This is a genomic window from Plantactinospora sp. WMMB782 (genome assembly GCF_049179135.1).
GTDB lineage: Bacteria > Actinomycetota > Actinomycetes > Mycobacteriales > Micromonosporaceae > Plantactinospora.
Map to the genome: position 1 here is coordinate 7,564,276 of NZ_JBMHMC010000007.1, position 24,229 is coordinate 7,588,504.

The 24,229-nt window shown below is 70.8% G+C and carries 23 protein-coding genes; 14 read left to right on the forward strand and 9 right to left on the reverse strand.

The features are described 5' to 3' along the window. The first annotated feature begins 3 nt into the window (after positions 1-3). Positions 4-1,008 carry a phosphotransferase enzyme family protein gene (locus ACN28A_RS35760; protein WP_421403106.1) on the forward strand — a complete coding sequence of 335 codons (1,005 nt, stop codon included), beginning with the start codon at positions 4-6 and terminating at the stop codon, positions 1,006-1,008. 73 nt (positions 1,009-1,081) lie between these two features. Here the strand turns inward: ACN28A_RS35760 and ACN28A_RS35765 are convergent, their stop codons facing one another. Then, the gene (locus ACN28A_RS35765) at positions 1,082-1,687 is read right to left on the reverse strand and encodes a YdeI/OmpD-associated family protein (protein WP_421403108.1); all 606 of its coding nucleotides are present in this window, start codon (positions 1,685-1,687) and stop codon (positions 1,082-1,084) included. Between the two features lie 277 nt (positions 1,688-1,964). Here ACN28A_RS35765 and ACN28A_RS35770 point away from each other — a divergent pair, with 277 nt between their 5' ends. After that, positions 1,965-2,693, forward strand: a complete 729-nt coding sequence (locus ACN28A_RS35770) for an alpha/beta hydrolase (RefSeq protein WP_421403110.1) — start codon at positions 1,965-1,967, stop codon at positions 2,691-2,693. 22 nt (positions 2,694-2,715) lie between these two features. Here ACN28A_RS35770 and ACN28A_RS35775 read toward each other — a convergent pair whose 3' ends face one another. Together ACN28A_RS35775 and ACN28A_RS35780 are read right to left on the reverse strand one after the other, a co-directional pair. Continuing rightward, positions 2,716-2,997: a hypothetical protein gene (locus ACN28A_RS35775; RefSeq protein ID WP_421403112.1), complete on the reverse strand. Its 282-nt coding sequence runs from the start codon at positions 2,995-2,997 to the stop codon at positions 2,716-2,718. 68 nt (positions 2,998-3,065) lie between these two features. Next, the gene (locus ACN28A_RS35780) at positions 3,066-4,019 is read right to left on the reverse strand and encodes an aminoglycoside phosphotransferase family protein (RefSeq protein ID WP_421403114.1); all 954 of its coding nucleotides are present in this window, start codon (positions 4,017-4,019) and stop codon (positions 3,066-3,068) included. A 125-nt stretch (positions 4,020-4,144) separates the two neighbouring features. On the opposite strand from ACN28A_RS35780, the gene ACN28A_RS35785 reads away from it, so the two are divergent. Then, a complete protein-coding gene (locus ACN28A_RS35785; RefSeq protein WP_421403116.1) occupies positions 4,145-5,626 on the forward strand; it encodes a gluconokinase in 1,482 nt (493 codons plus the stop codon). Between the two features lie 43 nt (positions 5,627-5,669). On the opposite strand, the gene ACN28A_RS35790 is transcribed toward ACN28A_RS35785, so the two are convergent. Continuing rightward, complete coding sequence (locus ACN28A_RS35790) at positions 5,670-6,434, reverse strand: SDR family NAD(P)-dependent oxidoreductase (protein ID WP_421403118.1); 765 nt, start codon at positions 6,432-6,434, stop codon at positions 5,670-5,672. A 108-nt stretch (positions 6,435-6,542) separates the two neighbouring features. Between ACN28A_RS35790 and ACN28A_RS35795 the strand changes: the two genes are divergently transcribed. Continuing rightward, the gene (locus tag ACN28A_RS35795; protein ID WP_421403120.1) at positions 6,543-7,085 is read left to right on the forward strand and encodes a TetR/AcrR family transcriptional regulator; all 543 of its coding nucleotides are present in this window, start codon (positions 6,543-6,545) and stop codon (positions 7,083-7,085) included. Between the two features lie 507 nt (positions 7,086-7,592). Here ACN28A_RS35795 and ACN28A_RS35800 read toward each other — a convergent pair. Together ACN28A_RS35800 and ACN28A_RS35805 are read right to left on the reverse strand one after the other, a co-directional pair. Further along, entirely contained in the window at positions 7,593-7,778 is a 186-nt protein-coding gene (locus ACN28A_RS35800) for a DUF397 domain-containing protein (RefSeq protein WP_421403122.1), read from the reverse strand. Next, positions 7,769-8,554, reverse strand: a complete 786-nt coding sequence (locus ACN28A_RS35805) for a helix-turn-helix domain-containing protein (protein WP_421403124.1) — start codon at positions 8,552-8,554, stop codon at positions 7,769-7,771. The genes ACN28A_RS35800 and ACN28A_RS35805 overlap by 10 nt, the downstream gene beginning before the upstream one ends. A 595-nt stretch (positions 8,555-9,149) precedes the next feature. On the opposite strand from ACN28A_RS35805, the gene ACN28A_RS35810 reads away from it, so the two are divergent. The 3 genes from ACN28A_RS35810 to ACN28A_RS35820 all read left to right on the forward strand — a co-directional run bounded on the left by ACN28A_RS35810 (position 9,150) and on the right by ACN28A_RS35820 (position 12,668). After that, positions 9,150-9,434, forward strand: coding sequence for a flavin reductase (locus ACN28A_RS35810; protein WP_421403126.1), 285 nt, complete (start codon positions 9,150-9,152; stop codon positions 9,432-9,434). A 255-nt stretch (positions 9,435-9,689) separates the two neighbouring features. Further along, positions 9,690-10,499, forward strand: coding sequence for a CPBP family intramembrane glutamic endopeptidase (locus tag ACN28A_RS35815; RefSeq protein WP_421403128.1), 810 nt, complete (start codon positions 9,690-9,692; stop codon positions 10,497-10,499). A gap of 228 nt (positions 10,500-10,727) precedes the next feature. Then, positions 10,728-12,668: an adenylyl cyclase gene (locus ACN28A_RS35820; RefSeq protein ID WP_421403130.1), complete on the forward strand. Its 1,941-nt coding sequence runs from the start codon at positions 10,728-10,730 to the stop codon at positions 12,666-12,668. A 229-nt stretch (positions 12,669-12,897) separates the two neighbouring features. Here the strand turns inward: ACN28A_RS35820 and ACN28A_RS35825 are convergent, their stop codons facing one another. Then, a complete protein-coding gene (locus ACN28A_RS35825; protein ID WP_421403131.1) occupies positions 12,898-13,482 on the reverse strand; it encodes a TetR/AcrR family transcriptional regulator in 585 nt (194 codons plus the stop codon). A 111-nt stretch (positions 13,483-13,593) separates the two neighbouring features. Between ACN28A_RS35825 and ACN28A_RS35830 the strand changes: the two genes are divergently transcribed. Then, on the forward strand, positions 13,594-15,282 hold the full coding sequence (locus ACN28A_RS35830) for an MDR family MFS transporter (RefSeq protein WP_421403133.1): 1,689 nt from the start codon (positions 13,594-13,596) through the stop codon (positions 15,280-15,282). On the opposite strand, the gene ACN28A_RS35835 is transcribed toward ACN28A_RS35830, so the two are convergent. Continuing rightward, positions 15,252-16,586 carry an MFS transporter gene (locus ACN28A_RS35835; RefSeq protein ID WP_421403135.1) on the reverse strand — a complete coding sequence of 445 codons (1,335 nt, stop codon included), beginning with the start codon at positions 16,584-16,586 and terminating at the stop codon, positions 15,252-15,254. The genes ACN28A_RS35830 and ACN28A_RS35835 overlap by 31 nt on opposite strands. Positions 16,587-16,853: 267 nt before the next feature. On the opposite strand from ACN28A_RS35835, the gene ACN28A_RS35840 reads away from it, so the two are divergent. Both ACN28A_RS35840 and ACN28A_RS35845 read left to right on the forward strand, forming a co-directional pair. Continuing rightward, a complete protein-coding gene (locus ACN28A_RS35840) occupies positions 16,854-17,843 on the forward strand; it encodes a LacI family DNA-binding transcriptional regulator (protein WP_421403137.1) in 990 nt (329 codons plus the stop codon). Between the two features lie 135 nt (positions 17,844-17,978). Beyond that, a complete protein-coding gene (locus ACN28A_RS35845) occupies positions 17,979-18,893 on the forward strand; it encodes a cation diffusion facilitator family transporter (protein WP_421403139.1) in 915 nt (304 codons plus the stop codon). Between the two features lie 51 nt (positions 18,894-18,944). Here ACN28A_RS35845 and ACN28A_RS35850 read toward each other — a convergent pair whose 3' ends face one another. After that, positions 18,945-19,982: a LacI family DNA-binding transcriptional regulator gene (locus ACN28A_RS35850; RefSeq protein ID WP_421403141.1), complete on the reverse strand. Its 1,038-nt coding sequence runs from the start codon at positions 19,980-19,982 to the stop codon at positions 18,945-18,947. Between the two features lie 294 nt (positions 19,983-20,276). Between ACN28A_RS35850 and ACN28A_RS35855 the strand changes: the two genes are divergently transcribed. The 4 genes from ACN28A_RS35855 to ACN28A_RS35870 are packed head-to-tail and all read left to right on the forward strand — an operon-like array spanning position 20,277 to position 24,094. After that, positions 20,277-20,402 (forward strand): hypothetical protein, encoded by a 126-nt coding sequence (locus ACN28A_RS35855; protein ID WP_421403143.1) that lies wholly within the window; start codon positions 20,277-20,279, stop codon positions 20,400-20,402. 43 nt (positions 20,403-20,445) lie between these two features. Beyond that, positions 20,446-21,441: an ABC transporter permease gene (locus ACN28A_RS35860; RefSeq protein ID WP_421403145.1), complete on the forward strand. Its 996-nt coding sequence runs from the start codon at positions 20,446-20,448 to the stop codon at positions 21,439-21,441. After that, positions 21,438-22,400, forward strand: a complete 963-nt coding sequence (locus ACN28A_RS35865; protein ID WP_421403147.1) for a carbohydrate ABC transporter permease — start codon at positions 21,438-21,440, stop codon at positions 22,398-22,400. The genes ACN28A_RS35860 and ACN28A_RS35865 overlap by 4 nt, the downstream gene beginning before the upstream one ends. A gap of 53 nt (positions 22,401-22,453) precedes the next feature. Further along, positions 22,454-24,094 carry an extracellular solute-binding protein gene (locus tag ACN28A_RS35870; protein WP_421403149.1) on the forward strand — a complete coding sequence of 547 codons (1,641 nt, stop codon included), beginning with the start codon at positions 22,454-22,456 and terminating at the stop codon, positions 24,092-24,094. Positions 24,095-24,229 lie beyond the last annotated feature (135 nt).

Genomic DNA, 24,229 nt, shown 5'->3' on the forward strand with positions numbered 1-24,229 from the left:
GGCATGCGCGTGACCCACTCGCTCCTGCACGCCGAGGACCTCGCCCAACTCGTGGAGCGGGAGTACGCCGTCGCGGCGCCCGTCAGGGTGACCTTGCTGAACCGCGGCTTCAACGACACCTACCTCGTCACCGACGTCGAGGGCGGTCGCCGCGTGCTGCGGGTCTACAACCGGGCCAAGTACTGGATCCGCTCGGAATCCGACCTCCGCTTCGAGGTCGACCTGCTCGAGCACCTGGCCGCCGCCGGGCTGGGCGTCATCCGCCCCTACCGGCGGACCGTCGGCGACCGGCTCGGCCGGCTGACGGCGCCGGAGGGCGAGCGATGCTACGCCCTGTTCACCCACGCGCCCGGCAGGCCCCTGTTCGAAGGCACCCTGACCACCGGGCAATGGCGCGACTTCGGCTCCGGCATCGCCCGGATGCACCTGGAGATGGACACCTTCCGCACCGGCCACGACCGCTACCACCTGGACGAACACATCCTCGTCGCACGGCCGCTGGCCAGCCTGGCGCCCTATGCCGGCTCGGACCGGGCCGCGGCGGACCTCGCCGAACTCGGCCGGCTCGGCGAGCGACTGACCGGCGAGATCCGGCGGCTCCGGGCGATCGGCGGCGCCGCGTACGGGATCATCCACGCGGACCTGCACCGGGGCAACACCCACGTCGACGGCGACGGACGGTTCGTCACGTTCGACTTCGACCACTGCGGGTTCGGGTTACGCGCGTTCGACCTGGTCGCTCTCTATCGCGGGCCCGAATCGCCGGCGGAGGAACGCGAACAGTGGACAGCGGCCCTCTCCGGCTACCAGCAGGTCCGCCCGCTGAGCCGGAGCGAGGTGGCCGGCTTTCCCGTACTGGCTGCCTGCCGGGCGATGTGGGACGTCGGTGACTGGCTCGCTGCCACCGACCGTAACGGCGACGCCTGGGTGACCGAAGCGGTGCTCACCAAGCTGCTGGCGGACGTCCGGAAGGCGGCGGAACCGGATCCCACACCCCGGCTCGGATAACGCCAGCCGAAGGTCACAGGAGGTGACGCCCGGTCCGCGGCGCGCACGAGGTCGCCCGATCCGGAAACGCCGGTCACGGCAAGGTCGGGGGCTTGGCCTTCTGCGGATAGATCGTCTCGTGGCGGGCCAGCATGGCGACGAACTCGCCGATCTTCCGCTCGCGGGTCTCCGCCCGTTTGACGGCATTGACCCGGTAGATGAGAGCGAACCGGTTGGTCTTGGTGAGTACGTCGAACATGGCCTGCGCGGCGGGATCGGCGGCGATCGCGGCACGGAGGTCGGCCGGCACCTCGGCTTCCGAGGGCGGCGCGTAGGCCGCCGACCACCGCCCGTCCGCCTTGGCGGCTTCCACCGCGACACGGCCGGGGGGCAGCATCCGCCCCTGCGCCTCCAACCTGGCGACGTGTGCGACGTTGCGTTGTGACCAGGGACTGCGGGGCCGGCGCGGAGTGAACCGGATCCAGGAGGTCTCGTGATCCCGTTTCCGGGCCTGCCCGTCGATCCAGCCGAAGCACAGCGCCTCGTCGACCGCCTGCTGCCAGGTCAGCGTGGTGACTGTGCCGCCCTTCTTGGTCAGGGCGAGCCAGACACCGGGCGAGGTGGCGTGGTTGGCCGTCAGCCACGCGCGCAGTGCCTCGGCGTCCGCCACGATCAACTCATCCAGTTCGGCGCTGCCCATGCAGGCAGGCTAACCGGTGCGTATGACGACGGCCTCGACCTCGTCTGGCCGCCGCTCCCGGTAGGGTGGCCCGGCATGGAGTTCGGGCTGGTCCATCTCAGCGATCCCCGTCTCTCGGGGCTCGTCGCGGAATCACGAGCCTTCTACGCCCGGCGGGTGGCAGGTCGTGGTCCGAGCGGCCCCGAGGAACTGCGGGCGATCCGGGGCGCCGGCGGTCGCGCCCGCCCCGTCGCATCCGCCACCAGCCGTCGAGGTTGTCCGGGCCGACGGTCACAGCGTGCCGGTGCGCATCCACCTGCCGGCGAGCGGCGAGCCGGCCGGGGTCTTCCTGGAAATTCACGGTGGGGGGTTCTACCTGGGTTCGGCCGCGGGCAGCGACGTGCGCAACCGGAACCTCGCCGAGACCCTCGGTATCGCCGTCGTCAGCGTGGACTACCGGTTGGCTCCCGAACACCCCTGGCCCGCCGCGCCTGACGACTGCGCGACGGCGGCGCTCTGGCTCGCCGACCTCGCCGGACACCGGTTCGGCACGACGAGGCTCGGCATCGGGGGCTTCTCCGCAGGTGCGACCCTGGCGATGACCACGCTGCTCCGGCTGCGTGATCGGGGCATCGGGGCGTACCGCTCTGCCGTGTTGCAGTTCGGGACCTACGACCTCAGCGCACAGACACCGGCCGGACGCCTGATCGCCGACGAGTACTTCATCGCGGCCTACGCCGGCTCCGCCAAGGATCGGACCCACCCCGACCTCTCGCCGATCTACGCGGACCTCAGGGGCCTACCGCCGGTCCTCCTCGTCGTCGGGACCGACGACATCCTGCTCGAGGACAACCTGGCGATGGCCGGGCGGCTCTCGGCGGCCGGCGTCGACGTCGACCTCCGGATCTATCCCGCCTCGCCGCACGGCTTCACCGGCCATCCGACCGCCATGGCAAGGGCCGCGACGCACGACATCGAGAGCTGGCTCCACCGGAACCTGGAGCTGCCGACCGGATCCGAGACCTGAGGCAGACGATCGTCCACCGGCGTCAGTGACAGGTGGTTGCCACGTTGAGGAACAGGCAGCACGAGCCCAGCACGGACAGGGTGACCGCGGACGCTGCCCGAACGGCGACATCGGCGCCGCCACGATGACGGCGGGTCACCGGCAACGTCTGCTCCACGACCACCATCGCCAGCCAGCCGAGCAGGACCAGCGGGAACAGGAGATCCCAGGCCGGGTTGTCGAAGGAGCTCGCGTTACCGTTCCCGCCGTAGTTGGGACAGTCTTCGTAGCGCGTGATCGGGTCGAGGACCAGCAGCAGCACCATGACGGCCGCGCCGCCGACGAGGCAGGCCCAGAATCCGCCGAGCCGTGACGAGGGTCCCCCATGGTTGATCATCGGCTGAGCTTGGAAGCGCCGGGTCGGGTGGCGGTGCCTGCCGCGTACTCCTCGAAGATCTCGTCGAGGACGCGCAGCGCGCCAGCAGCGGAGTCGTCCTCGTCGCCCAGGGTGTTGGCGCAGGTGACAAGAGTTTTCCAGAGCGCCCAGCCGCGCCCGCGCGCCCAGGTCGCGTCGTCGACGGAAAGTCGGTCCCGGAACACCTGGCGGCCCTCGGGGGTCAGCAGCGTCCAGGCGATGGCCAGGTCACAGGCCGGATCACCGACGCCGCAGGTCCCGAAGTCGATCACAGCGGCCAGCTTCCCGTCGTCGAGCAGCAGGTTGCCCGCTGCGATGTCACCGTGGAACCAGTTCGGCACGCCGTCCCAGCGGGCGTCCAGTGCGCTCCTCCAGATCTCGCCGGCCAGGTCGACGTCGACGTGGCCGGCGAGCGTCGGAAGCGCGCGCCGCGCCACACCGTCGTAGGTGCGCAGCGTGCCGCCCCGGTACCAGTTGTGCTGCCCGGGTCGGGGACCGTCGGCGGGGTCGACGCTCCGCAGGGCCGCCAGAAACTCGGCGAGGTCCAGCGCGAATCGGGTCGGGTCGGCGATCCGGTCCGCGCTCGCGGGTTCGCCGGGCAGCCATTCGTAGATCGACCACGGGAAGGGGTAGCCGGCACCGGGTTCGCCCCTGCCCAGTGGAGCGGGGATGGGCAGCGGGAGGTGGGGTGCGAGCACCGGAAGCCAGCGATGCTCCTTGTCGACCGCCTCGGCGTACTCGGCCGCGCTGGGTAGGCGCACCGACTTCCGCGCGCCCAGGTGGAACGTGAAGTTGTCCCAGCCACCGTTGGCGACGGGCCGCACCGGCAGGTCGGCCCACTGCGGGAACTGGTCGACGACCAACCGACGCACCTGCTGGACGTCGACGGGGATGCGGCGCGGAACGGGACCGAGTCGGGGTGTGTCGCTCACCGGAGCATCCTCCCGGACGCGCCAGCTGACGGGTACCCGGCGGCTGGCCGGGCGATGGTGAGCGTCCAGCGCGTGGGTTGGCTATTGTCGCCGGAGACCCGCTTCGCCGAATGACGAGGACTGCGATGACCAGGACCGACGACGACGTCGCTCTCGACTCGGCGTTGGACCCGCTGGTCGTCGCGCTGGACATCGGCTCCACCGCCACCCGTGGTGGCGTGCACGACGCGTCGGGCCGGCGGGTCGACGGCCTCCAGCACAAGGTGCCGCACGCCTTCACCGTCGCGCCCGACGGCACCTCGGTCATCGACCCCGACCAGGTGACGGCGGAGGTCGAGCAGGTCCTCGACGCGGTGACCGGGGACCGGCAGTTGGGGACCCGGATCGCCGGTGTCGCGATGGACACCTTCGCCGCCTCGTTGATCGCGGTCGACGCGGCCGGACGCGCATTAACCCCGTGCCTGACCTACGCCGACTCCCGCAGCGCCGAGGCGGTCGCGGCGCTGCGGGAGGAGATCGACGAGCAGGCGGTGCAGCAGCGCACCGGCACCCGCCTGCACACGAGCTACCATGCGCCGCGCCTGCGCTGGTTCGCGACCGCGCAGCCGCGTGTCGTCGCCGAGGCCGCGCTCTGGTGCTCCCTCGGCGAGTACGTCCTGACCCGGCTGGTCGGGCACCCGCTCGCCGGCACGTCCACGGTGGCGTGGACCGGCCTGCTCGACCGCCGTACCGGTGGGTTCGACGCCGAACTGCTCGCCGCGGCGGGCATCGGCCCCGAGCAGCTCTCCGCAGCACTGGACATGACCGAGCCGGCACCGTCGGGGGCCCCGGCGCGCTGGCCCGCTCTCGCTCGGGCCGTGTGGTTCCCCGTGATCACCGACGGCTTCGCCAGCAACATCGGGTCCGGGGCGACCGACGCCACGGTGCTCACCGCGTCGACAGCCACCAGCGGTGCGCTGCGGGTGCTGCTCGACGGTCCTGCCGATCCCCTGCCGTTCGGGCTCTGGAACTACCGGGTCGACGCCCGGCGCACGCTGCTCGGCGGGGCGATCAACGACGTCGGTCGAGCCGTCAGTTGGGCGCAGAGCACGTTGCGCCTCGACCCGGCGCTGCCGACCGCCCTCGCCGCGCCGCCGAGCGACGCCACGCCGCTGGTGCTGCCGTACCTCACCGGTGAACGTGCGCCGGGCTGGGTCGGCGGGGCGCGTGCCGTGCTCGACGGCGTGTCGGCGGCCACGGATGCCGACTCGCTGTTCCGGGGGATCATCGAGGGCGTGGCCATGACCTACGCGCGGGTCGCCGACGAACTCCGCCCGGCCGCCCCGGAGGTCCTGGAGGTCGCGGCGGCGGGACGGGTCAGCAACGACCATCCTGGATGGCTGCAGATCCTCGCGGACGTGCTCGGGCAACCCGTCACCCGGGTGACCCGGCGCCGTGCCACGCAGCGTGGCACGGCGCTGCTCGCGCTCGACGTGCTGGCACCGGACGTTCCGCGCGCACCCCGGGCGACGGGAGAGACCTACCAGCCCCGGCCGCCGCACGTCGAGCACTATGCGCGACGCCGGGCGCGGTTCGCCGAGGTGTACGACGCGCTCGTGCGCGGCTGACCACCGGGGCGCCAGCCCGGGAGAAGGTTGGGGGCTCGGGTCGTCAGAGGCGCGGGCCGAGGAACAGGCCGCCACTGGCGTCGATGACCTGGCCGGTGACCCAGCGCGCGGCGTCGGAGGCGAGGAACGCGACCACGTCGGCGACGTCGCCGGGGCCGCCCAGCCGGTCGAGCGCCGTCATCCCCGTGATCGACTCGGCCAGGCCCGGTGTCTCGAAGACCGGTCCGTTGGTCGCGGTCCGGGTGGCGCCGGGCGCGACCGCGTTCACCGTGATGCCCCGGGGACCGAGCTGGTTGGCCAGGGTCAGGGTCATCGTCTCGACCGCGCCCTTGGTCATCGCGAAGGAGGTCTGGGTGGCGTTGGCCATCCGGGTCGCCACGGACGACATCGTGATGATCCGGCCGCCGTCGCGGAACAGCGGCAGGGCCCGCTCGATGACGAAGTACGGCGCTCGGACGTTCACCGCGAACAGCTTGTCGAACACCGTCCGTGTCGTGGCGCCGAGCGGGCCTGCCGGTGGTGCCGCCGCGTTGTTGACGAGGATGTCGAGGGGCCGCCCCGCCAGGCAGTTTTCGACCCCCGCGAAGAGCGTCTCGACGTCCCCGTCCACGCCCAGTTCCGCGCCGACGGCGTACGCCGTGCCACCGTGCCGCACGATCTGCTCGACCGTCGCCGTAGCGCCGTCCTGGTCCGTGCCGAAGTGCGCGACGACCGTCGCTCCGCGCGCTGCGAGCCGGATCGCGATCTCCTGCCCTATGCCACGCGACGCGCCGGTCACCAGGGCGGTTCTGCCGATCAGATCAGTCATGATGTTAGTTACTCCCGAAATGTTAGTGACTACCAGTGCGGTAGTGTCTATCACATGCGCGAGCGGCACTCAACACTGCGGGAGCAACGGCGGGCCGAAACGCAGCGCATGATCCAGACGCGTGCGCTGCGCCTGTTCGTCGAGCGCGGCTACGACAGCACGACCGTGAGCGACGTCGCCGACGCCGCCGGCGTGTCTGCGATGACGGTGTACCGGCACTTCCCGACCAAGGAGGACCTCGTGCTGGTCGACCAGAACGGCCCGCTGGTCGCCGAACGGATCGCCGCCACGCCCGCCGGACAGCCTCTGGTACGCCGCATCGGCAGCGCGCTCGTCGACTCGGCGCGGACCCTGACCGCCGGTGACGACGGACTACTGCTGGCCCGCCTGCGGCTGATGATCTCCACGCCGGCCCTGCGCGCCAGGCACCTGGACAACCACTACGTGCTGCAACAGGCCATCGTGGACGGTCTCGGGGACGAGGCCGCCGACCCGGACGCCAAATTCCGGGCCGAGGCTGCGGCCAGCGCCTGCCTGGCCGCCATGCACACGGCGCTGGTGCGGTGGGCGAAGGACGACGGGCGCACCGACCTGCCCGCCCTGATCGCCGAGGCGCTGGCGGCCACCTTCGGCGACGACCCAACCCGGTGAGCGCCCCACACTCCACCGGGCCGGCACGCGCAGCCTGACAGCGTCGGGCTGCGGATTCTAGTACCTCGTTTTCGAACGTTGGTTGGGTAAGCCGGTGGTTTTGGGCATCTTTTGGTGGGTTGTCTTCCAGCCTTGCGGTCGTCGTGGTGATGCGCCATCCGGATCACCGTTCGGAGCCGTATGAGGCGGTGCCGGCATCGTTGGGTGGACGTCGGCCGACCACCCGAGCGACCCGGCGGCGGAGCGGGGTGTAGTCGGCGTGGAGACTGTCGACCTGGGTGCACAGGCGGGGCACGGGGCCTGGGTTGCCGACGGCGTGCTGCGGTTCGGGTAGACCGGCGGGGCGGACCCGGGTCGGGCAGCCCGGGAGGGTGGGCGCACAGGCGGGGCAGCTCGACAGTCTCCCCGGCTACTATCCCCGGCCCGGCACCCGAGCCGACGTCCGGAGATCACCGGCTCAAATCGCCTGGAGACCGGGTTATCCGACCAATCTTCAAAGACAGGGCACTAGGAACGCTTGGCCATGTCCACGAAGCCGCCCCACTGCCGAGGGGTGAACGTCAGGACCGGCCCCTCCGGGTCCTTGCTGTCCCGCACGAGAACCCGGCCGGGAACGTCGTCGGCCACCTCGACACAGGACGTGCTCTCGCTGTGCGACGACTTGCGCCAGCCAAGGGTGGGGATCAGGTCCATTTTTCAACCGCCCTCATGATCATTTCACGGCTCTGCTGACTGGATAGAGCGTAATCCCGGATGGCTTCCCATGCGCGTTCCAGGCCCATCGTGGCATCCGGGCTCTCGACGACGCGACCCTTCAGGTGGCCCTCAAGGAAGCCGACCGATCGGCCGTCAACAGTCGCAATAGCCAGTGGACCTTCCAATCCCACGTAGGGGCCAGCTTCGAATGGAACGACCTGCACCCGCACATTGGGAAGATCCGATGCCGCAACCAGTGCTTTCAGCTGGTCACGCATGACCGCCGCATCTCCCACCTGGCGATGGAGGGCACCCTCGTCCACCACCGCAACCAACTGGCACGGGTCGGGTCTGCGGTGCAGGATCTCCTGTCGGCCGAGCCGTGCCGCCACCAGCGCGTCTATGGAATCTGCTTGGCAGCGGAGTCCGATCAGGATCGCTCTCGCATAAGCCTCGGTTTGCAGGATGCCCGGGACGACCAGTGGCTGATAGACCCGGAGCAGGCTCGCCCGGCCCTCGTTCTCATCAAACGGTCGGTACCAGACCGGAACGAGTTCGCCCTTCACGAACATCTGGTAGAACTGCACGAATGTGGTGGTGAAGGCGCGATCGACCGCAACCAGATAGTCCGGGAGTGCCGGCCGTTCACCCCGCTCCACCGCCCCGACATAGTTTGCGGAGAAGTGGATCCGCTCTCCCCACGCTTCTTGGGTCAGCCCAAGCAGCTCACGCGTACGACGAAGGTCCTTTACCAGATATTCGCTCGCCGACATAGCTTTTCACGTCCCCCAAATCACTTCGGCGCTGATGGTCATCTTCGATGGGATGCCGGCCCGCTCCACGGGCTCGACCAGCATCTTCCGCCCTGCTGCGGTCACAGTCCAGGGTGGAACCAAGGCATTCGCCCACCCCGTGACCTCCGACCCGGGTGGATGCCTGACGGGGCGGCGCCGACAACGAATCTTTGGCGCCGCCCCCGTCGAATTCCATGACGGAAGGCATCGATCATGAATTTCCGGCGTAGATTCAGGCCCCGGCACCGCCGCGATTGGCGCCGACTCTGGCGGTACTGTCGATGCGGTTATCGGTGGCGCTGCCCGGACTCGGTCCCGCCGGTGCCGAAGCCCTATGAGCCACCACCTATACCAGCGCTGCCCCGCGCCGAATTCCGGGCCGCCGTTCGCGCGGCGGCGCCCACCCCGCCACCGACGCCAACGTCTCGCCCGAAGACGGCGACAGCGACGGCGAACCGTCGTTCCGGCTGGAACGCATCCGCACACGCCCGGCTGGCCAACGGTCGGCCGGGCGGCGGGTATCCGGGACAGCAGCACCGGTCCCGGCAGGCAAGCACCGCCCGGACGTGACCCGATGATCGGACCGCAGGAGCGCTGGTACCGGCACATGCGCCGGAACGCCCGGCGCTATCCGGCCGGCCGGCACAGCCCGACGTCGACGTACCGATGCCAGACCTGCCAGGATCCCTGGCCGTGCGCGCCGGCCCGGCTGGCTCTGCTGATCGGCTTCAAGGGCGACCGGGTGGGTCTGCTGATGTATCTCGCGGCCCACCTCACCCGGGCGCTGCGGGCCCTGCCCGACACGCATCCGGCGCAGGTCGTCGGTCAACTGTTGCACTGGCTGCCCCGGCACCGCTGAGCCATCGGCCGCGAGGCGCCGGGGTCGATCGGCACAGCCGAGGCAGGATATTCTCCGGCCGCCGCCGTCGGACCAGCCCGGGAGGACCGCCCGATGACGCAGGAGCCGGACCGTGCGAAGCCGTCGCCGCCTCCGGAGCCGGACCCTCCGGAGGCGCCGACGACGGTGGCACCACAACCGGCCGTACCCGGGACAGCGGTCACGCCCGGGACAGCGGCCATGCCCGGGGCAGCGACCGTGCCCGGAGCAGCGGCCATGCCCGGAACAGCGGCCGGTGGCGGCTCGACCGGCGGGCGATTGCTCGCCGGCGGTGCCATAGTCGGGCTGGGCGTCTGCGCCGTACTGCCGATCCGACCGGAGGCACCGGTGCGGACCGCGATCGTCGCGGCGGCCGTCGTCGCGCTGGTCGGGATCGCCGTCGGGCTGCGCTCACCGGCCGCGCTGCGCGGCGCCGCCTTCGTCGGGCCGCTCTTCGGCTGCTTCGCGGTCGGCATCCTGGCCGGCTGGCCGCCCGCGCTCACCACCGTGCTGGTCTGCGTGCTGCCGTTGGCCTGTCTGCTGCTCGTCGGGCGGCGGGCGGGAGTGGCTCCGGCCGCACCGTGGCTGGCCCGGGGCCGGCTCACCCCGGACGCACCCTGGCTCGGCCTGGCCACCGTCCTGTCCGGAGCGGCGGCGCTGGTCACCTGGGCACTTACGGTACGTCCCGAGCCGGCCGAATACCTGCGGGACCTGCAACGCCTCCCGCTCTGGCTGGCGATCCTCGGAATCGTCGGGTTCGCCCTGGTCAACCCGGTGTGGGAGGAGATGCTCTTCCGGGGGGTGCTGCTTAGCGAACTCGCCTCGGTCTGGGGGGCCAGGATCGCGGTGGTGCTCCAGGCGGTGCTGTTCGGCGCGGCACACCTCGCCGGCTTCCCGTCCGGGGCGGTCGGCATGGTCATGGCCGGCACCTGGGGGTTTGCCCTGGGAATACTGCGGCTGCACACCGGCGGCATCCTGCTGCCGTACCTGGTGCACGTGACCGCCAACGCGGTGATCGGCACACTGGCGGTGCTGATCCTGCGCTGAACCCGGCGCCAACGGCCTGACCCGGCGGCGCCCGGCCGAACCCGAGAGCATGCGGGCCGGACCCGGCGGCACCCGGCGCTGCCGCCGGTTGCCCGATGGCGGAGCGGGCGTGCACCCGGTAGAAACGTCTCGATCCCCTTCGTTCGATCGACGGGGTGCCGCCGGGATGGGCGAGAGAGCGCTCTCAGACCCCAACCCGGCGGCATCCGGAAAGGACCGACGAACCGCATGACGACCACCTCCCCCGGCCTCCGGCGGCGCCCCACACGCCACCGGCTCCGCCGGGTGCTCGTGCTCGGCCTGGTGCTGGCCTCCGCCATCACCGCGACCACCACCTCCGCCGCTGCGACCACCACTGTCGCTGGCAACGAGACCACCGCCACCACCTCCGGTGGCATCCAATCGCCCCGGCCAGGTGCGCCGGACCTCGGGCGCAACGTCACCGTCTTCGACCCGAGCATGCCGGTCAGCCAGATCCAGGCGACCCTGGACGCGACCCACGCCCGGCAGGTCGACGCCGAGATGGGCACCGACCGGTACGCGTACCTCTTCAAGCCCGGCACCTACGGCAGTGCCGAGCAGCCGCTCCAGATCAGGGTCGGTTACTACACCGAGATCGCCGGGCTGGGTGCCTCGCCCACCGACGTCGTGATCAACGGCAAGATCGAGGTCTACAACCGCTGCCTGGAGGGCGGCGGCACCGGCAACTGCATCGCCCTGGTCAACTTCTGGCGGACCCTGTCCAACCTGTCGCTGCACATCGTCGCCAGCGGCCAGGACGAGTGCCGGTCCACGGCGAACTTCTGGGCCGTCTCCCAGGCGGTCTCGCTGCGCCGGATGAACGTCGAGGGCGGCGGACTGTCCCTGATGGACTACTGCACCGCCGGACCGCAGTACGCAAGCGGCGGCTTCATCGCCGACTCCCGGCTGCCGGCCACCACCAACGGCTCCCAGCAGCAGTGGCTGACCCGCAACAGCGAGGTGGCGAGCTGGTCCAACGCGGTGTGGAACCAGGTCTTCGCGGGCGTGGTCGGCGCACCCGACGACGCCGGATTCCCCGACCCGCCGTACACCACTCTGGAGACGACGCCGCTGAGCCGGGAGAAGCCGTACCTCTTCGTGGACGGAAAGGGCGCTTACCAGGTCCGGGTGCCGGCCGCGCGGCGGGACAGCCGGGGCGTCAGCTGGGGTGCCGGGATCACGCCGGGGCGGACCGTGCCGCTGCGGGACTTCTTCGTCGCCCGCCCGTCCGACCCGGTACACGTGATCAACCGCGAGCTGGCCCGGGGCCGGCACCTGCTGTTCACCCCCGGCGTCTACGACATCGCCCGGAGCATCGAGGTCCGCCGGCCGGACACCGTGGTGCTGGGCATCGGACACGCCACCCTGACGGCCGCGAACGGCGCCGTCCCGCTGGAGGTCGCCGGGGTGCCCGGCGTGGTCGTCGCCGGGGTCACCGTGGACGCCGGCCCGCGCGAGTCGCCGGTGCTGCTCCGGGTCGGCAGCCGGCACGGCCGCAACCACAGCACCCCGGACAACCCGATCACCCTCTCCGACGTGTACTTCCGGGTCGGCGGCCCGCACATCGGCCGGACACACATCGCCCTGGAGGTGAACGCCGACCACGTACTGATCGACCACACCTGGGTGTGGCGCGGCGACCACGGCGTCGAGGGCTTCACCGAGGGCGTGAACGGCGACACCGACCGCTGGCGGACCAACACCGGCCGGTACGGCGCCGTCGTCAACGGCGACCACGTCACGGCGACCGGCCTCTTCGTCGAGCACTTCCAGCGGTACAACACGGTCTGGAACGGCGAGGACGGCACCACTGTGCTCTACCAGAACGAGCTGCCGTACGACCCGCCGACCCAGGCGGACTGGATGAACGGCGACGTCGAGGGCTGGGCCGGCTACAAGGTCGGCGACCGGGTACGCCGGCACACCCTGCACGGCGGCGGCGTGTACGTCTTCAACCAGAACAACCCGTCGATCCACACCGAGAACGGCTTCGAGGTGCCCCGCACGCCCGGTGTCCGGCTGCACCACGTGATGACCGTCAACCTCAGTGCCGGCACGATCGACCACGTGGTCAACGGCGTCGGCGAGGCGGCCGACACCACCCGGGTCGGCGTACCGGTCTACCTTCCGGAGTACCCGGGAGCCTGAACCCGTTCGGGCGATGACGGCGGCCGGCCGGGGTGCCCCCGACCGGCCGCCGGGCGGACTCCGCACTCCGCGGGGTGGTGTGCGCAGTCAATGTCGTGGTAGCGACAGCAACTGCGCACACCCACCCGCCCGAACAACCGGGAGCCCGGCCCGCCCGCTCACCGTGCGGTCAGCCGCCCGCTCACCGTGCGGTCAGCCCGCCCGGTCACCGTGCGGTCAGCCCGCCCGGTCACCGTGGGATCAGGTAGCCGAGGGCGGCGCGGACCACCTCGACCAGCGGGCGCTCCTGGTGGTCCGTCCAGTACCGGGTGGCCGCGCGCAACGCGTGCAGGAACGTGCCGGCGAGCACCCGGGCGCGCAGCGGGGTCTCCGGATCGTCCGGCAGGCGGCGGGCGATCTCGGCGGTGAACTCCTGCTCGACGGTGCCGTACGCGGTGATCTGGTGGGCGGCGAGGCTGGGATGGTTGCGGATCAACCGCCGCTGGGCCAGCCAGAGCGGGTCGAGCCCGTCACTCTCCCGGGCCAGTTGCTCGGCCGCCCTGCTGAGGACGACCCATGGCGGTTCGTCGAGCGGCTGCGCGTGCACCAGCGCGAGAAGTCGACGGATCCGCACCGTGTCCGGGTGGAAGAGAGCCTCTTCCTTGTTCGCGAAGTAGTTCGAGAACGTCCGGCGGGACACGTCGGCGGCGTCCGCGATCGCCTCCACGGTCACCCGTTCGGGTCCCTGCTCGGCGACGAGCCGGAGCGCCGCCCGGTGCAGTGCCTCCCGGGTCGCGGCCTTCTTGCGCTCCCGCCGGCCCACCGTCTCGTCCATCGTCCGACAGCGTACGCGGCGGTGACTTACTTCTCACAGCGAAAACTTGCACAATGCGCAGCTTTCGAGAATCCTTGCCTGCGGCAATCAAGAAGAGCTGGAGGCCGCGCGATGAGCGCCCCGACCACAACCACCCCCGCGCCACAGGCGGAGCCGATGAGCCACCGGCGCACCCTCGAGGCGCTCAGCGGCCTGCTGCTGGTGCTCTTCGTCGCCCTGTTGAGCAGCACCGTCGTCTCGACCGCGCTGCCCAAGATCATCGGTGCGCTGAACGGCTCGCAGACCCAGTACACCTGGGTGGTCACCGCCACCCTGCTCACCGCGACCGCGACCACCCCGATCTGGGGCAAGCTGGCCGACCTGTTCAACAAGAAGGCCCTGGTCCAGACCGCCATCGTGATCTTCCTCGTCGGCTCGGTGCTGGCCGGGTTCAGCCAGAACGCCGGCCAGCTGATCGCCGCCCGCGCCTTCCAGGGCATCGGTGTCGGCGGGTTGCAGGCCCTGGTCCAGGTGGTGATCGCCGCGATGATCCCGCCCCGGGAACGCGGCCGCTACAACGGCTACCTCGGGGGTGTGATGGCGCTGGCCACCGTCGGCGGGCCGTTGCTCGGCGGACTCATCGTGGACACGTCCTGGCTCGGCTGGCGCTGGTGCTTCTTCGTCGGCGTACCGATCGCGATCCTGGCCCTGGTCGTCCTCCAGGCCACCCTGCACCTGGTCACGGTACGGCGGGAGAACGTGCGGATCGACTACCTCGGTGCGACGCTGATCGCGGCCGGGGTCAGCGTACTGCTCGTCTGGATCTCGTTCGTCGACAGCTCGTTCGGCTGGCTCTCCTGGCAGACCGCCGCCATGGTCGGCGCCTCCGTAGTGCTGCTCGCCGTCGCCGTGCTCGTGGAGGCACGCACCGCCGAGCCGGTCGTGCCGCTGGACATCGTCCGGCAGGGCACCACGGCACTTGTGATCGTCGCCAGCCTGGCGGTCGGGATGGCGATGTTCGGCGGCGCCGTCTTCCTCGGCCAGTACTTCCAGATCGGCCGGGGCTACAGCCCGACCGAGGCGGGTCTGCTCACCATCCCGATGATGGCCGGGGTGCTCGTCTCCTCCATCGTGGCGGGACGGATGATCACGCGCAGCGGGCGGATCAAGCCGTACATCGTGTTCGGGGCGATCGTGCTGGTCGCCGGGTTCCTGATGCTCGGCACCGTCGACCACCAGACCTCACTGGTCTTCGTCGGCGCGGCGATGCTACTGGTCGGGACCGGCGTCGGGATGACCATGCAGAACCTGGTCCTCGCGGTGCAGAACGCCGTACCGCTCAAGGACATCGGCGCGGCGAGTTCCACCGTGGCGTTCTTCCGCTCCCTCGGCGGCACCATCGGGGTCTCGGTGCTCGGTGCGGTACTCGCCCGCCGGGTCACCGAACAGATCAGCCAGGATCTGACCGCGGCCGGCATCCCGGCCTCCGGTTCCGGCAGCGGCGCCGGCAGTCTCAACCTGGCCGGCCTGCCGGACGCGGTCGTGCACATCGTGCGCGACGCCTACGGGGACGCCACCGGGCACATCTTCCTGATCTCCGCGGCGATCGCCGTGGTCGGGGTGGTCGCCGCCGCCCTGCTCAAGCCGGTCACCCTGCGGACCAGCCTCGACCTGCCGGACCCGGCGACCAGCGCCGCCACCGCGGCCGGCGCGGTCGACGGCGCCCCACCGGCCGCCGAACCGACCCCGCTCCAGGTCCCGGCCCCGGAACAGGACGACGAAAGGGACGGTCAGCGGTCCGGCACGTTGCCGGCGTCGTAGGCCGGGACGGTCGAACCGGCCCGCACGTCGGCAGGTCCCTCCCGCACGTCGGCAGGGTCCTGCCGACCGTCGGTGGGTTCGGGGCCGGGGGCGGCGACCGGCGGGCGGGTGGCCGGCACCAGCAGCAGGGCGGGCAGCAGCACCAGCGGTACGACAAGCAGCGCCCGGAGGCTGCCGACCCGGTCGCCGAGCAGCCCGACCAGCGGTGGCCCGGCCAGGAAGGCGGTGTAGCCGATCGCCGCCACGACGCTGACCCGGGCGGCCGCCCGGTGCTCCTCGTCGGCCGCCGCACTCATCCCCATCGGAAAGCCGAGCGAGGTGCCGAGCCCCCACAGCAGCACCCCGGCCATCGCCAGCGGCCACGGGTCGGCCAGTACCGCCGCCGTGGCGCCGATCGCGGCCACCGCGGTGGCGCAGAGGAGCACGGGTACCCGGCCCCAGCGGTCCAGGGCGATCGTCCCGGCGGTGCGGCCGAGGGTCATCGCGGCGACGAAGACGCCGAAGGCGAGTGCGCCGACCGTCTCGGAGACCCCGTGGCCGTCGACGAAGGCGAGCGCCAGCCAGTCGTTGGCGGTCCCCTCGGTGAAGGCCATCACCAGCAGCAGCAGGCCGATCAGCAGGGTCCGCGGCTCGCGCCAGGCGGCCAGCAGGCCGGCACCGGGGGTCCGGGCGGTCGTCGGGCCGGCCGGCGGGGTCGGCGGGTCCGGCAGGAACGAGCGGACGGCGGACAGCGTACCGGCGAGCATCACGGCGGCGGCCAGTCCGAGGTGCAGCCCGATCGGTACGCCGAGCCGGGCCGTGCCGGCGCCGACCGCCGCCCCGGCCACGGTGCCGAGGCTCCACGCCGCGTGGAACCTGGGCATCACGGTGCGGCCGAGTCGCCGTTCGACCGCCGCCGCCTCCACGTTCATCGCGACCTCGCAGGTGCCGGAGCCGTAGCCGAGGGCGAACAGTCCGACCGCGACCAGCGGTACGGTGTGCCAGCTTCCGGTGGCGACGCCGGCCAGTACCAGGCCGGACGCGGCCAGCGCGGTCGCGGCGCCCACCGCGCGGGCGGCGCCCATCCGGTGCGCCAGTATCCCGGCGGTCGGCAGCGCCAGCAGGGCACCGCTGGAGGCGGCCAGCAGCAGCAGGCCCAGCCGCCCCGGGGTCAGCCCGAGGGCGTCCCGGGCGGCCGGCAGGCGGGCGAACCAGGATGCCAGGGCCAGCCCGTTGAGCCCGAAGACGACGGCGACAGCGGTCCGGGCGGTAAGGACCTGTCGCGGTTCGACCGGTGGCCGGAGCGTGCCGTTGGACGCGTTCACCTGCTGCCTCCGCTTCCTCGACGATCCGCCCCGGACGGGCCACCGCCAAGGTCGCTCCGCCGCTTCCCGTGCCGGGTTCCTTGATCGCACCCCTGGGAGCGCTCTCGACGCAACTCGATTCGAACTGTCCGGGATATCCGCCCTCCGGGCCGGTTACCGGCTCGCCGACGGTTGCCTCGCGGGTGCATGATTTGCCCATGCGTCAGCCCGGTCGTTACATCGCGGCAGCAACAGCCGGTCCCCACCAGGTCGAGTCGGGGTGCCGGCGTGCCTAGCCGGGCGCCGCGCCGGGCCACCCTGGAGGACGTGGCCCGGATGGCCGGAGTCTCCCGCTCCACCGCCTCCCGGGTCATCGCCGGCTACGGCGCCGCCTCCCCGATCGCCCGGGACCGGGTGGTGGCCGCCGCCACGCAGCTCGGCTACGCCCCCGATCCGGCGGCCCGGGCGCTGGCCACCGGTGCCGGGGTACGGCTGGTGGTGGCCGTCGTCGGCAGCGTGCCGACGGTGCTGCACGACCCGTACGTCGACCGGGTGGTGCGGGCCGCGGCCGAGGTCTGCGCACGCCGGGCGATCGGCGTTTCCCTGGAGTGGCTGCCGCTGCACACGCCCGGCCGGCTGCGGCAGTTGGCGGAGGACCGGGGTGTCCGGGGCGTACTGCTGGTAAACACCACCGAGCTGATCCTGGCGGCGGTGCCGGCCGCGTTGGAGGGTCGGACGGTGTCGATCGGCATCGGCTCCGGGACCGTACCGTCGTTCGACGTCGACAACGGCGGCGCGGCCCGTAGCATCGTCGGGCACCTGGTCACCTCCGGGCGGCGCCGGATCGCGATGATCAGCGGCCCGGACTGGATGCCGTGCACCCGGCGGCCGGTCACCGCCTACCAGGAGGTGTTGCGGGCGGCGGGGCTGGCGGTGCGGTCGGTGCCGGGCGACTTCACGGCGACCGGCGGCGAGGCCGCGACGCTGCGGATCCTGGAGCAGTGGCCGGACACCGACGCGATCTTCGCCAACAGCGACGCGATGGCGCTCGGGGTGTTGGCGGCGCTGCGGCGGCGCGGGGTCGACGTGCCGGGTGACATCGCCGTGGCCGGCTTCGACGACGTGCCGTTCGCCGCGCTGAGCGCGCCGGCACTGACCACCGCGAGCCATCCGGTCGAGCAGATCGCCACCTCGGCCGCGCGGGCGGTACTCGACCGGGCCTGGGTGCCGCCGGCCACCGCGTACCCGTCCGATCTGATCCTCCGCGAGAGCGCCTGAGCTGATCCGCCGCCCGCCTCCGCCGGCGGTGGTCCGCCGTGCCGGCATCGGCATCGGCATCCAGTTTCAACTTGCACACATTGCAATGTGAGCATATGTTGTCGGGACTGGTGTCGGCGGCGGGAGGCTGGAGACATGGGCGCAGGCCACGATCACGGCGGCCAGGCGATGCGGGCCGGCGAACGCCACCGCAGACCGCTCTGGGCGGCGGTGGCCGTTCTCGGCGCCGCCCTGCTGCTGGAGGCGGCGGCGGCGTGGTGGACCGGCTCGCTCGCGCTGCTCTCCGACGCCGGGCACATGTTCACCGACGTGCTGGGCATCGGCCTGGCGCTGGCCGCGATCACCGCCGCCAGCCGGGCCGCCCGGCACGCCCAGCGCACCTTCGGGCTCTACCGGCTGGAGGTGCTGGCCGCGCTCGCCAACGCCGTACTGCTGTTCGCGGTGGCGGTCTTCGTGCTCGTCGAGGCGGTACGCCGGTTCGACGACCCGCCGGAGGTGCTGGCCGGGCCGATGCTGGCGGTCGCGATCGTCGGTCTCGCCGCCAACGTCGTGGCGTTCCTGCTGCTGCGCGCCGGTGCCAAGGAGAGCCTCAACGTCCGGGGCGCCTATCTGGAGGTGCTCGGCGACCTGCTCGGCTCGGTCGGGGTGATCGTCGCCGCCGTCGTCATCGCCACCACCGGCTGGCGCTACGCCGACCTGGTCGTCGCGGTCGCCGTCGGCCTGTTCATCCTGCCCCGCACCTGGCAACTGGCCCGGGCCGCGGTGCGGGTACTCGTGCAGGCCGCGCCGGCGCACATCGACGTCGCAGCCGTGGAAACCAGCCTGACCGGGGTGCCCGGGGTGGTCGACGTGCACGACCTGCACGTCTGGACCCTGACCTCCGGGATGGACGTCGCCTCGGCGCACCTGCTGCTCGCCCCGGGCGCGGACGTCGCCCCGGTACTGGCCGCCGCACGGGCCAGGCTGCACGACGGATTCGGGATCGACCACTGCACCCTGCAGATCGAGCCGCCGACCGCCGAGAAGGTCTGCCAGGACGCCGAGTGGTGACCGCCGCCCCGGCGCGCTGCCGGGGCTCGACGGCGGTGTGCCGGCCGGTGCTCAGTCGCGGTGTCGGGGCGGCGCGGTGCTCTCCCGGACCACGAGTTCGGTGACCAGGTCGATGCGGCTGGTCGACAGCTCCGCGCCCCGGGCCAGGTCGAGCAGCATCTGCGTGGCGGTGCCGGCCATGTCGCGCAGCGGCTGGTTCACGGTGGTCAGGGCCGGACCGATCCAGGTGGCCATCGGCAGGTCGTCGTAGCCGATCACCGAGAGGTCCGCCGGCACGTCCAGGCCGAGCTGCCGGGCGGCCCGCAGCACCCCGATGGCCTGCATGTCGGAGCCGGCGAAGATCGCGCTGGGCCGGTCCGGCCGGTTCAGCAGCTCCATCCCGTGCTGGTAGCCGGCATGCGTGGAGAACATGCCGTACCGGACCAGTGCGGGGTCGACCGGGATGCCTGCCTCGTCGTGGGCGAAGCGGAAGCCGGCGGCCCGGGCGCGGCTGCACAGTACGTCCTCGGGGCCCGAGATGCAGGCGATCCGGCGGTGGCCCAGCTCCAGCAGGTGCCGGGTGGCGAGCAGCCCGCCGTTCCAGTTGTTGGAGCCGACCGTCGGCACCGCGGCCGAGGTCGCGCTGTCGGTGTCGATCACCACCAGTGGGATCGACCGGCGCTGGAGTTGCTGCCGCTGCGCCTCGGTCAGCTGACAGAGCACCAGCAGTACGCCGAGCGGCCGGCGCAGCAGCACCCGCTCCAGCCACTGCTGCGAGGGCCGGTGTCGGCCGCCCATCTGGGAGAAGACCAGGTCCACCTTGGCGGTGCTGGTCACCGCCTCCACGCCCCGGATGATCTCTGTTGCCCAGCCCGAGTCGAGTTCGTGGAAGACCAGGTCGATCTGCTCCACGGCGGTCGGCTGCCGCTTCACCCGGCGACGGTACCGGTGCCGTTCGAGACTGGCCTCGACCTTGGCCCGGGTTTCCGGTGCGACGTCCGATCGGCCGTTGAGGACTTTGGAGACGGTCGTCAGGGAGACCCCGACCTCGTCGGCGATGGTCGCGATCGTCGCGGTACGGGTACTGACGATCCGTTGGGACCTCGTCATCGACAGCCTCCCGCAAGTATCCGAAACTTTCGGTGCGAAACCCTAACACCGGGCGGACCGACCACGGCTCGGACCGGCGGCGACACCTGGCCGACCGTCCGGGCCACTTCGGGCACGATACGCGGTGTCGTCACGAATCCAGCAGTTCAGACACCCTTGACACATCTTCGCCACGGCGCATAGGTTCCCCCGCACAGGTAACGCGGACATTGCCGAAAGTTTCGAATCCCGCCGACCTGACCTGCCCACTGTCCCGGGCGGACAGTGTCCTGGTCGGCTCGAAGGGGTGACATGTTGAGCCAGTCGCCCGTGGCCGACGGCGCCACGACGCACCGCACCGCACCGCACCACGATCAACGGTTGATCGCCACCGCGCGGGTGCTCCGGGCGCAGTTGCCGTCCGGCGCCGGTTCGACATGATGGGCGGCACGCCGCTCCCGTCCGTCAGCACGGAGGTACGAGGATGAGTGCACCGACGACCGCGGGCCCGCCGCCCGTCACGGTCGAGTCCGATCCACCGGGTCCGGACGCGGCCCGCCGCCGGCCCCGCAAGGCCCGCCGGACGTGGCGGCAGGCGATCCGCCGGGACTGGCAGCTCTACTCCCTGGCGCTGCTGCCGTTGCTGTTCTTCCTCATCTTCCGTTACCTGCCGATGCTGGGCAACGTAATTGCCTTCCGGCGCTTCCAGCCCGGCGGCAACATCTTCGGCGAGTACTGGGTCGGCCTGCGCTACGTGAAGATGTTCCTGAGCGACCCGACGTTCTGGGAGGTCTTCACCAACACCCTCATCCTGGGCACGCTCACCCTGGTCATCGTCTTCCCGCTGCCGGTGATCCTGGCGCTGCTGCTCAACGAGGTCCGGACCCGCAAGCTCAAGCGCTTCGTCCAGTCGGTCTCCTACCTGCCGCACTTCCTCTCGATCGTGATCGTGGCCGCGATGGTGATGCAGCTGCTCTCCACCGACGGCACGGTGAACCAGATCGTGGAGGCGGCCGGCGAGGACGCCATCCCGTTCCTGCAACGGCCGGAGTGGTTCCGGACCATCTACGTCTCCTCCGAGGTGTGGCAGACGGTCGGCTGGGGGACCATCCTCTACCTCGCCGCCCTAACCACGATCGACGAGAACCTCTACGAGGCGGCCCGGATCGACGGCGCCAACCGGTGGCGGCAGACCTGGCACGTGACGCTGCCCGGCATCCGGCCCACCATGGTCACGCTGCTGATCCTCAACATCGGCACCTTCATGGCGGTCGGCTTCGAGAAGATCCTGTTGCTCTACAACCCGCTGACGTACCCGACAGCGGACGTCATCTCCACGTACCTGTTCCGGATGGCGTTCCAGTCCAGCAACTTCAGCTACGCCGCCGCGATCGGGCTCTTCGAGGCCCTGATCGGGCTGACCCTGATCCTGTCCGCGAACGCGATCTCCCGCCGCACAGTGGGGACGAGCCTGTGGTGACCGTCGACTCCAGCACCGCCCACCCCGAGACCGCCGACCCGGAGCGGGCCACCGAGCGGCTCGGCCGGCCCCGGCGGCGCCGAGGCATCCAGGACACCAGGGGCTACCGGGTGTTCCGGGTGTTCAACGCCATCGTGCTCACCGGCGTGGTGGTGGTGACGCTCTACCCGTTCCTGAACATCGTGGCCCGGTCGCTCAGCGACGAGGCGTACATCATCGCCGGCCAGGTGACGATCTGGCCGCGCGGGTTCACCACCGGCACGTACGAGCTGGTGATGAAGGACTCGCTGTTCTGGACCAACTACCGGAACACCGTGGTCTACACCGTCGTCGCCACCGCGATCGCGATGGTGCTGACCACCTGCTTCGCGTACGTGCTCTCCAAGCACCACCTCAAGGGGCGTACCGCGCTGATCGGCATCGCGGTCTTCACCATGTTCTTCAACGGCGGCCTGATCCCCAACTACGTGCTGATCAGCAGCCTCGGCATGACGAACACCATCTGGGCGATCGTGCTGCCCAACGCGATAAGCGTGTTCAACCTGCTGGTGATGAAGGCGTTCTTCGAGAGCCTGCCGGTGGACCTGGAGGAGGCCGCCGCCGTCGACGGGCTGAACACGTACGGGATCCTGCTGCGGATCGTGCTGCCGCTGTCGAAGGCGGTGATCGCCACGATGGTCCTCTTCTACGCCGTCTCGTTCTGGAACTCGTGGTTCTCCGCGTTCCTCTACATGGACCGGCAGGACCTGCTGCCGGTCACCGTCTACCTGCGCAACCTGATCGCCGGCGCGGTCGGCTCCGAGAACATCGGCGCCGTCACCGAGGCGAACGAGGTACAGGCCGAGGCGACCCTCAAGTCTGTGACCATCGTGCTCACCACCCTGCCCATCCTGCTGGTCTACCCCTTCGTGCAGCGGTACTTCGTGTCCGGCGTGATGCTCGGCGCGGTGAAGGGATAGCCCGGCGGGCGGTGAGCCGTCGAACCCACGAACCACCAGCGAAAGGAAGCCTGATGTTCCAACGAGCCCGGCGCCGAGCAGCGGTGGTAGCTGCCGGCGCGCTCACCCTCTCGCTCGTCGCCTGCGGCAGTGGCGACGAGTCGGACGCCGAGGACCTGTCGGCGAACCGGGCCGGCGCGATGGCCGAACTCGGCGTCAACCAGCAGTTCAAGGCGACCGAACCGGTCTCCTTCTCCATCCTCTACAACAACCACCCGAACTACCCCTACAAGGCCGACTGGTTGTTCTGGTCCGAGCTGAACAAGCGGACCAACGTCACGCTCGAACCGGTCTCCGTGCCGCTGAGCGACTACGAGCAGAAGCGCAGCCTGCTGATCGGTGCCGGCGACGCACCGATGATCATCCCGAAGACGTACCCGAGTTCCGAGGACACCTTCGTCTCCTCCGGCGCCATCCTCCCGGTCAGCGACTACCTCGACCTGATGCCGAACTTCAAGGACAAGATCGAGAAGTGGAACCTGGCTCCTGAGATCAACCAGCGGCGCCAGGCGGACGGCAAGTTCTACCTGCTGCCCGGGGTGCACGAGAAGCCCTGGCACGACTACTCGCTGGCGATCCGGACCGACATCCTCAAAGAGCTGAACCTGGAGATCCCGAAGACCTGGGACGAGCTCTACACGGTGCTCAAGGCGATGAAGGCGAAGTACCCGAGCAGCTACCCGTTCTCCGACCGGTTCAGCCAGCCGAACCCGGGCGGCAACCTGCTGAACATCCTCGCCGCGTCGTACGGCATGGAGGGCGCCGGCTGGAACTTCCAGCACGTGAGCTGGGACGCGAACGCCAAGAAGCTCTTCTACACCGGCGCCAGCGAGAACTACCGGCAGATGCTGACCTACCTGAACAAGCTGGTGAAGGAAGGACTGCTCGACCCGGAGAGCTTCACCCAGACCGACGACAACGCCCGACAGAAGCTGGCGAACGGCAAGTCGTTCGTGATCAGCAGCAACGCGCAGACGCTCGACAACGACTACCGACCGGACCTGGCGAAGACGCTGCCGAACGCGACGCTCACCAAGATCCCGCTGCCGGTCGGCCCGGCCGGTGAGATCAACCCGGCTTCCCGGCTGGAGAACGGCATCATGATCTCCAAGAAGGCCCGGGACAGCAAGAACTTCGTCGCGATGATGCAGTTCATCGACTGGCTGTTCTACTCCGACGCCGGCCAGGAGTTCGCCCGGCTGGGCGTGGAGGGGACCACCTTCACCAAGGACGCCGCCGGCAAGTACGCCCTCACCCCGGACGTCCGCATGATCGCGATCAACCCGAAGGCGCCGAAGCACCTGCAGAAGGACTTCGGCTTCGCCAACGGCGTCTTCGCCTACGGCGGCAAGCCCGAGCTGGTGCAGGCCTTCTTCTCCGCGGAGGAGCAGGAGTTCCAGAAGGTGATGAACGCCCGGACCCCACGGCCGGTGATGCCGCCGTACCCGTTCACCGACGAGGAACGCGAGCAGATATCGCTCTGGGCGACACCGCTGAAGGACTTCGTCTACCAGGCGACGCTCCAGTTCATCCTCGGGCAGCGGGACCTCGCCCAGTGGGACGCCTACCTGACCGAACTCAAGGGCAAGAACATGGACGCCTACATGGAGAAGGTCCAGGAGGCGTACGAGCGGTACCAGAAGGAACACGGCTGAGGCGTCCGGTCCGGTCGTGCCCGCCACGGGCACGGCCGGACCGGAGGTCGGCACAGCGGCCCGCCCGCACCGGCAGCGGGACGGGCGGGCCACGCAACACGGAACAGAGGACCACCAGCATGTGCGATCCCGTAC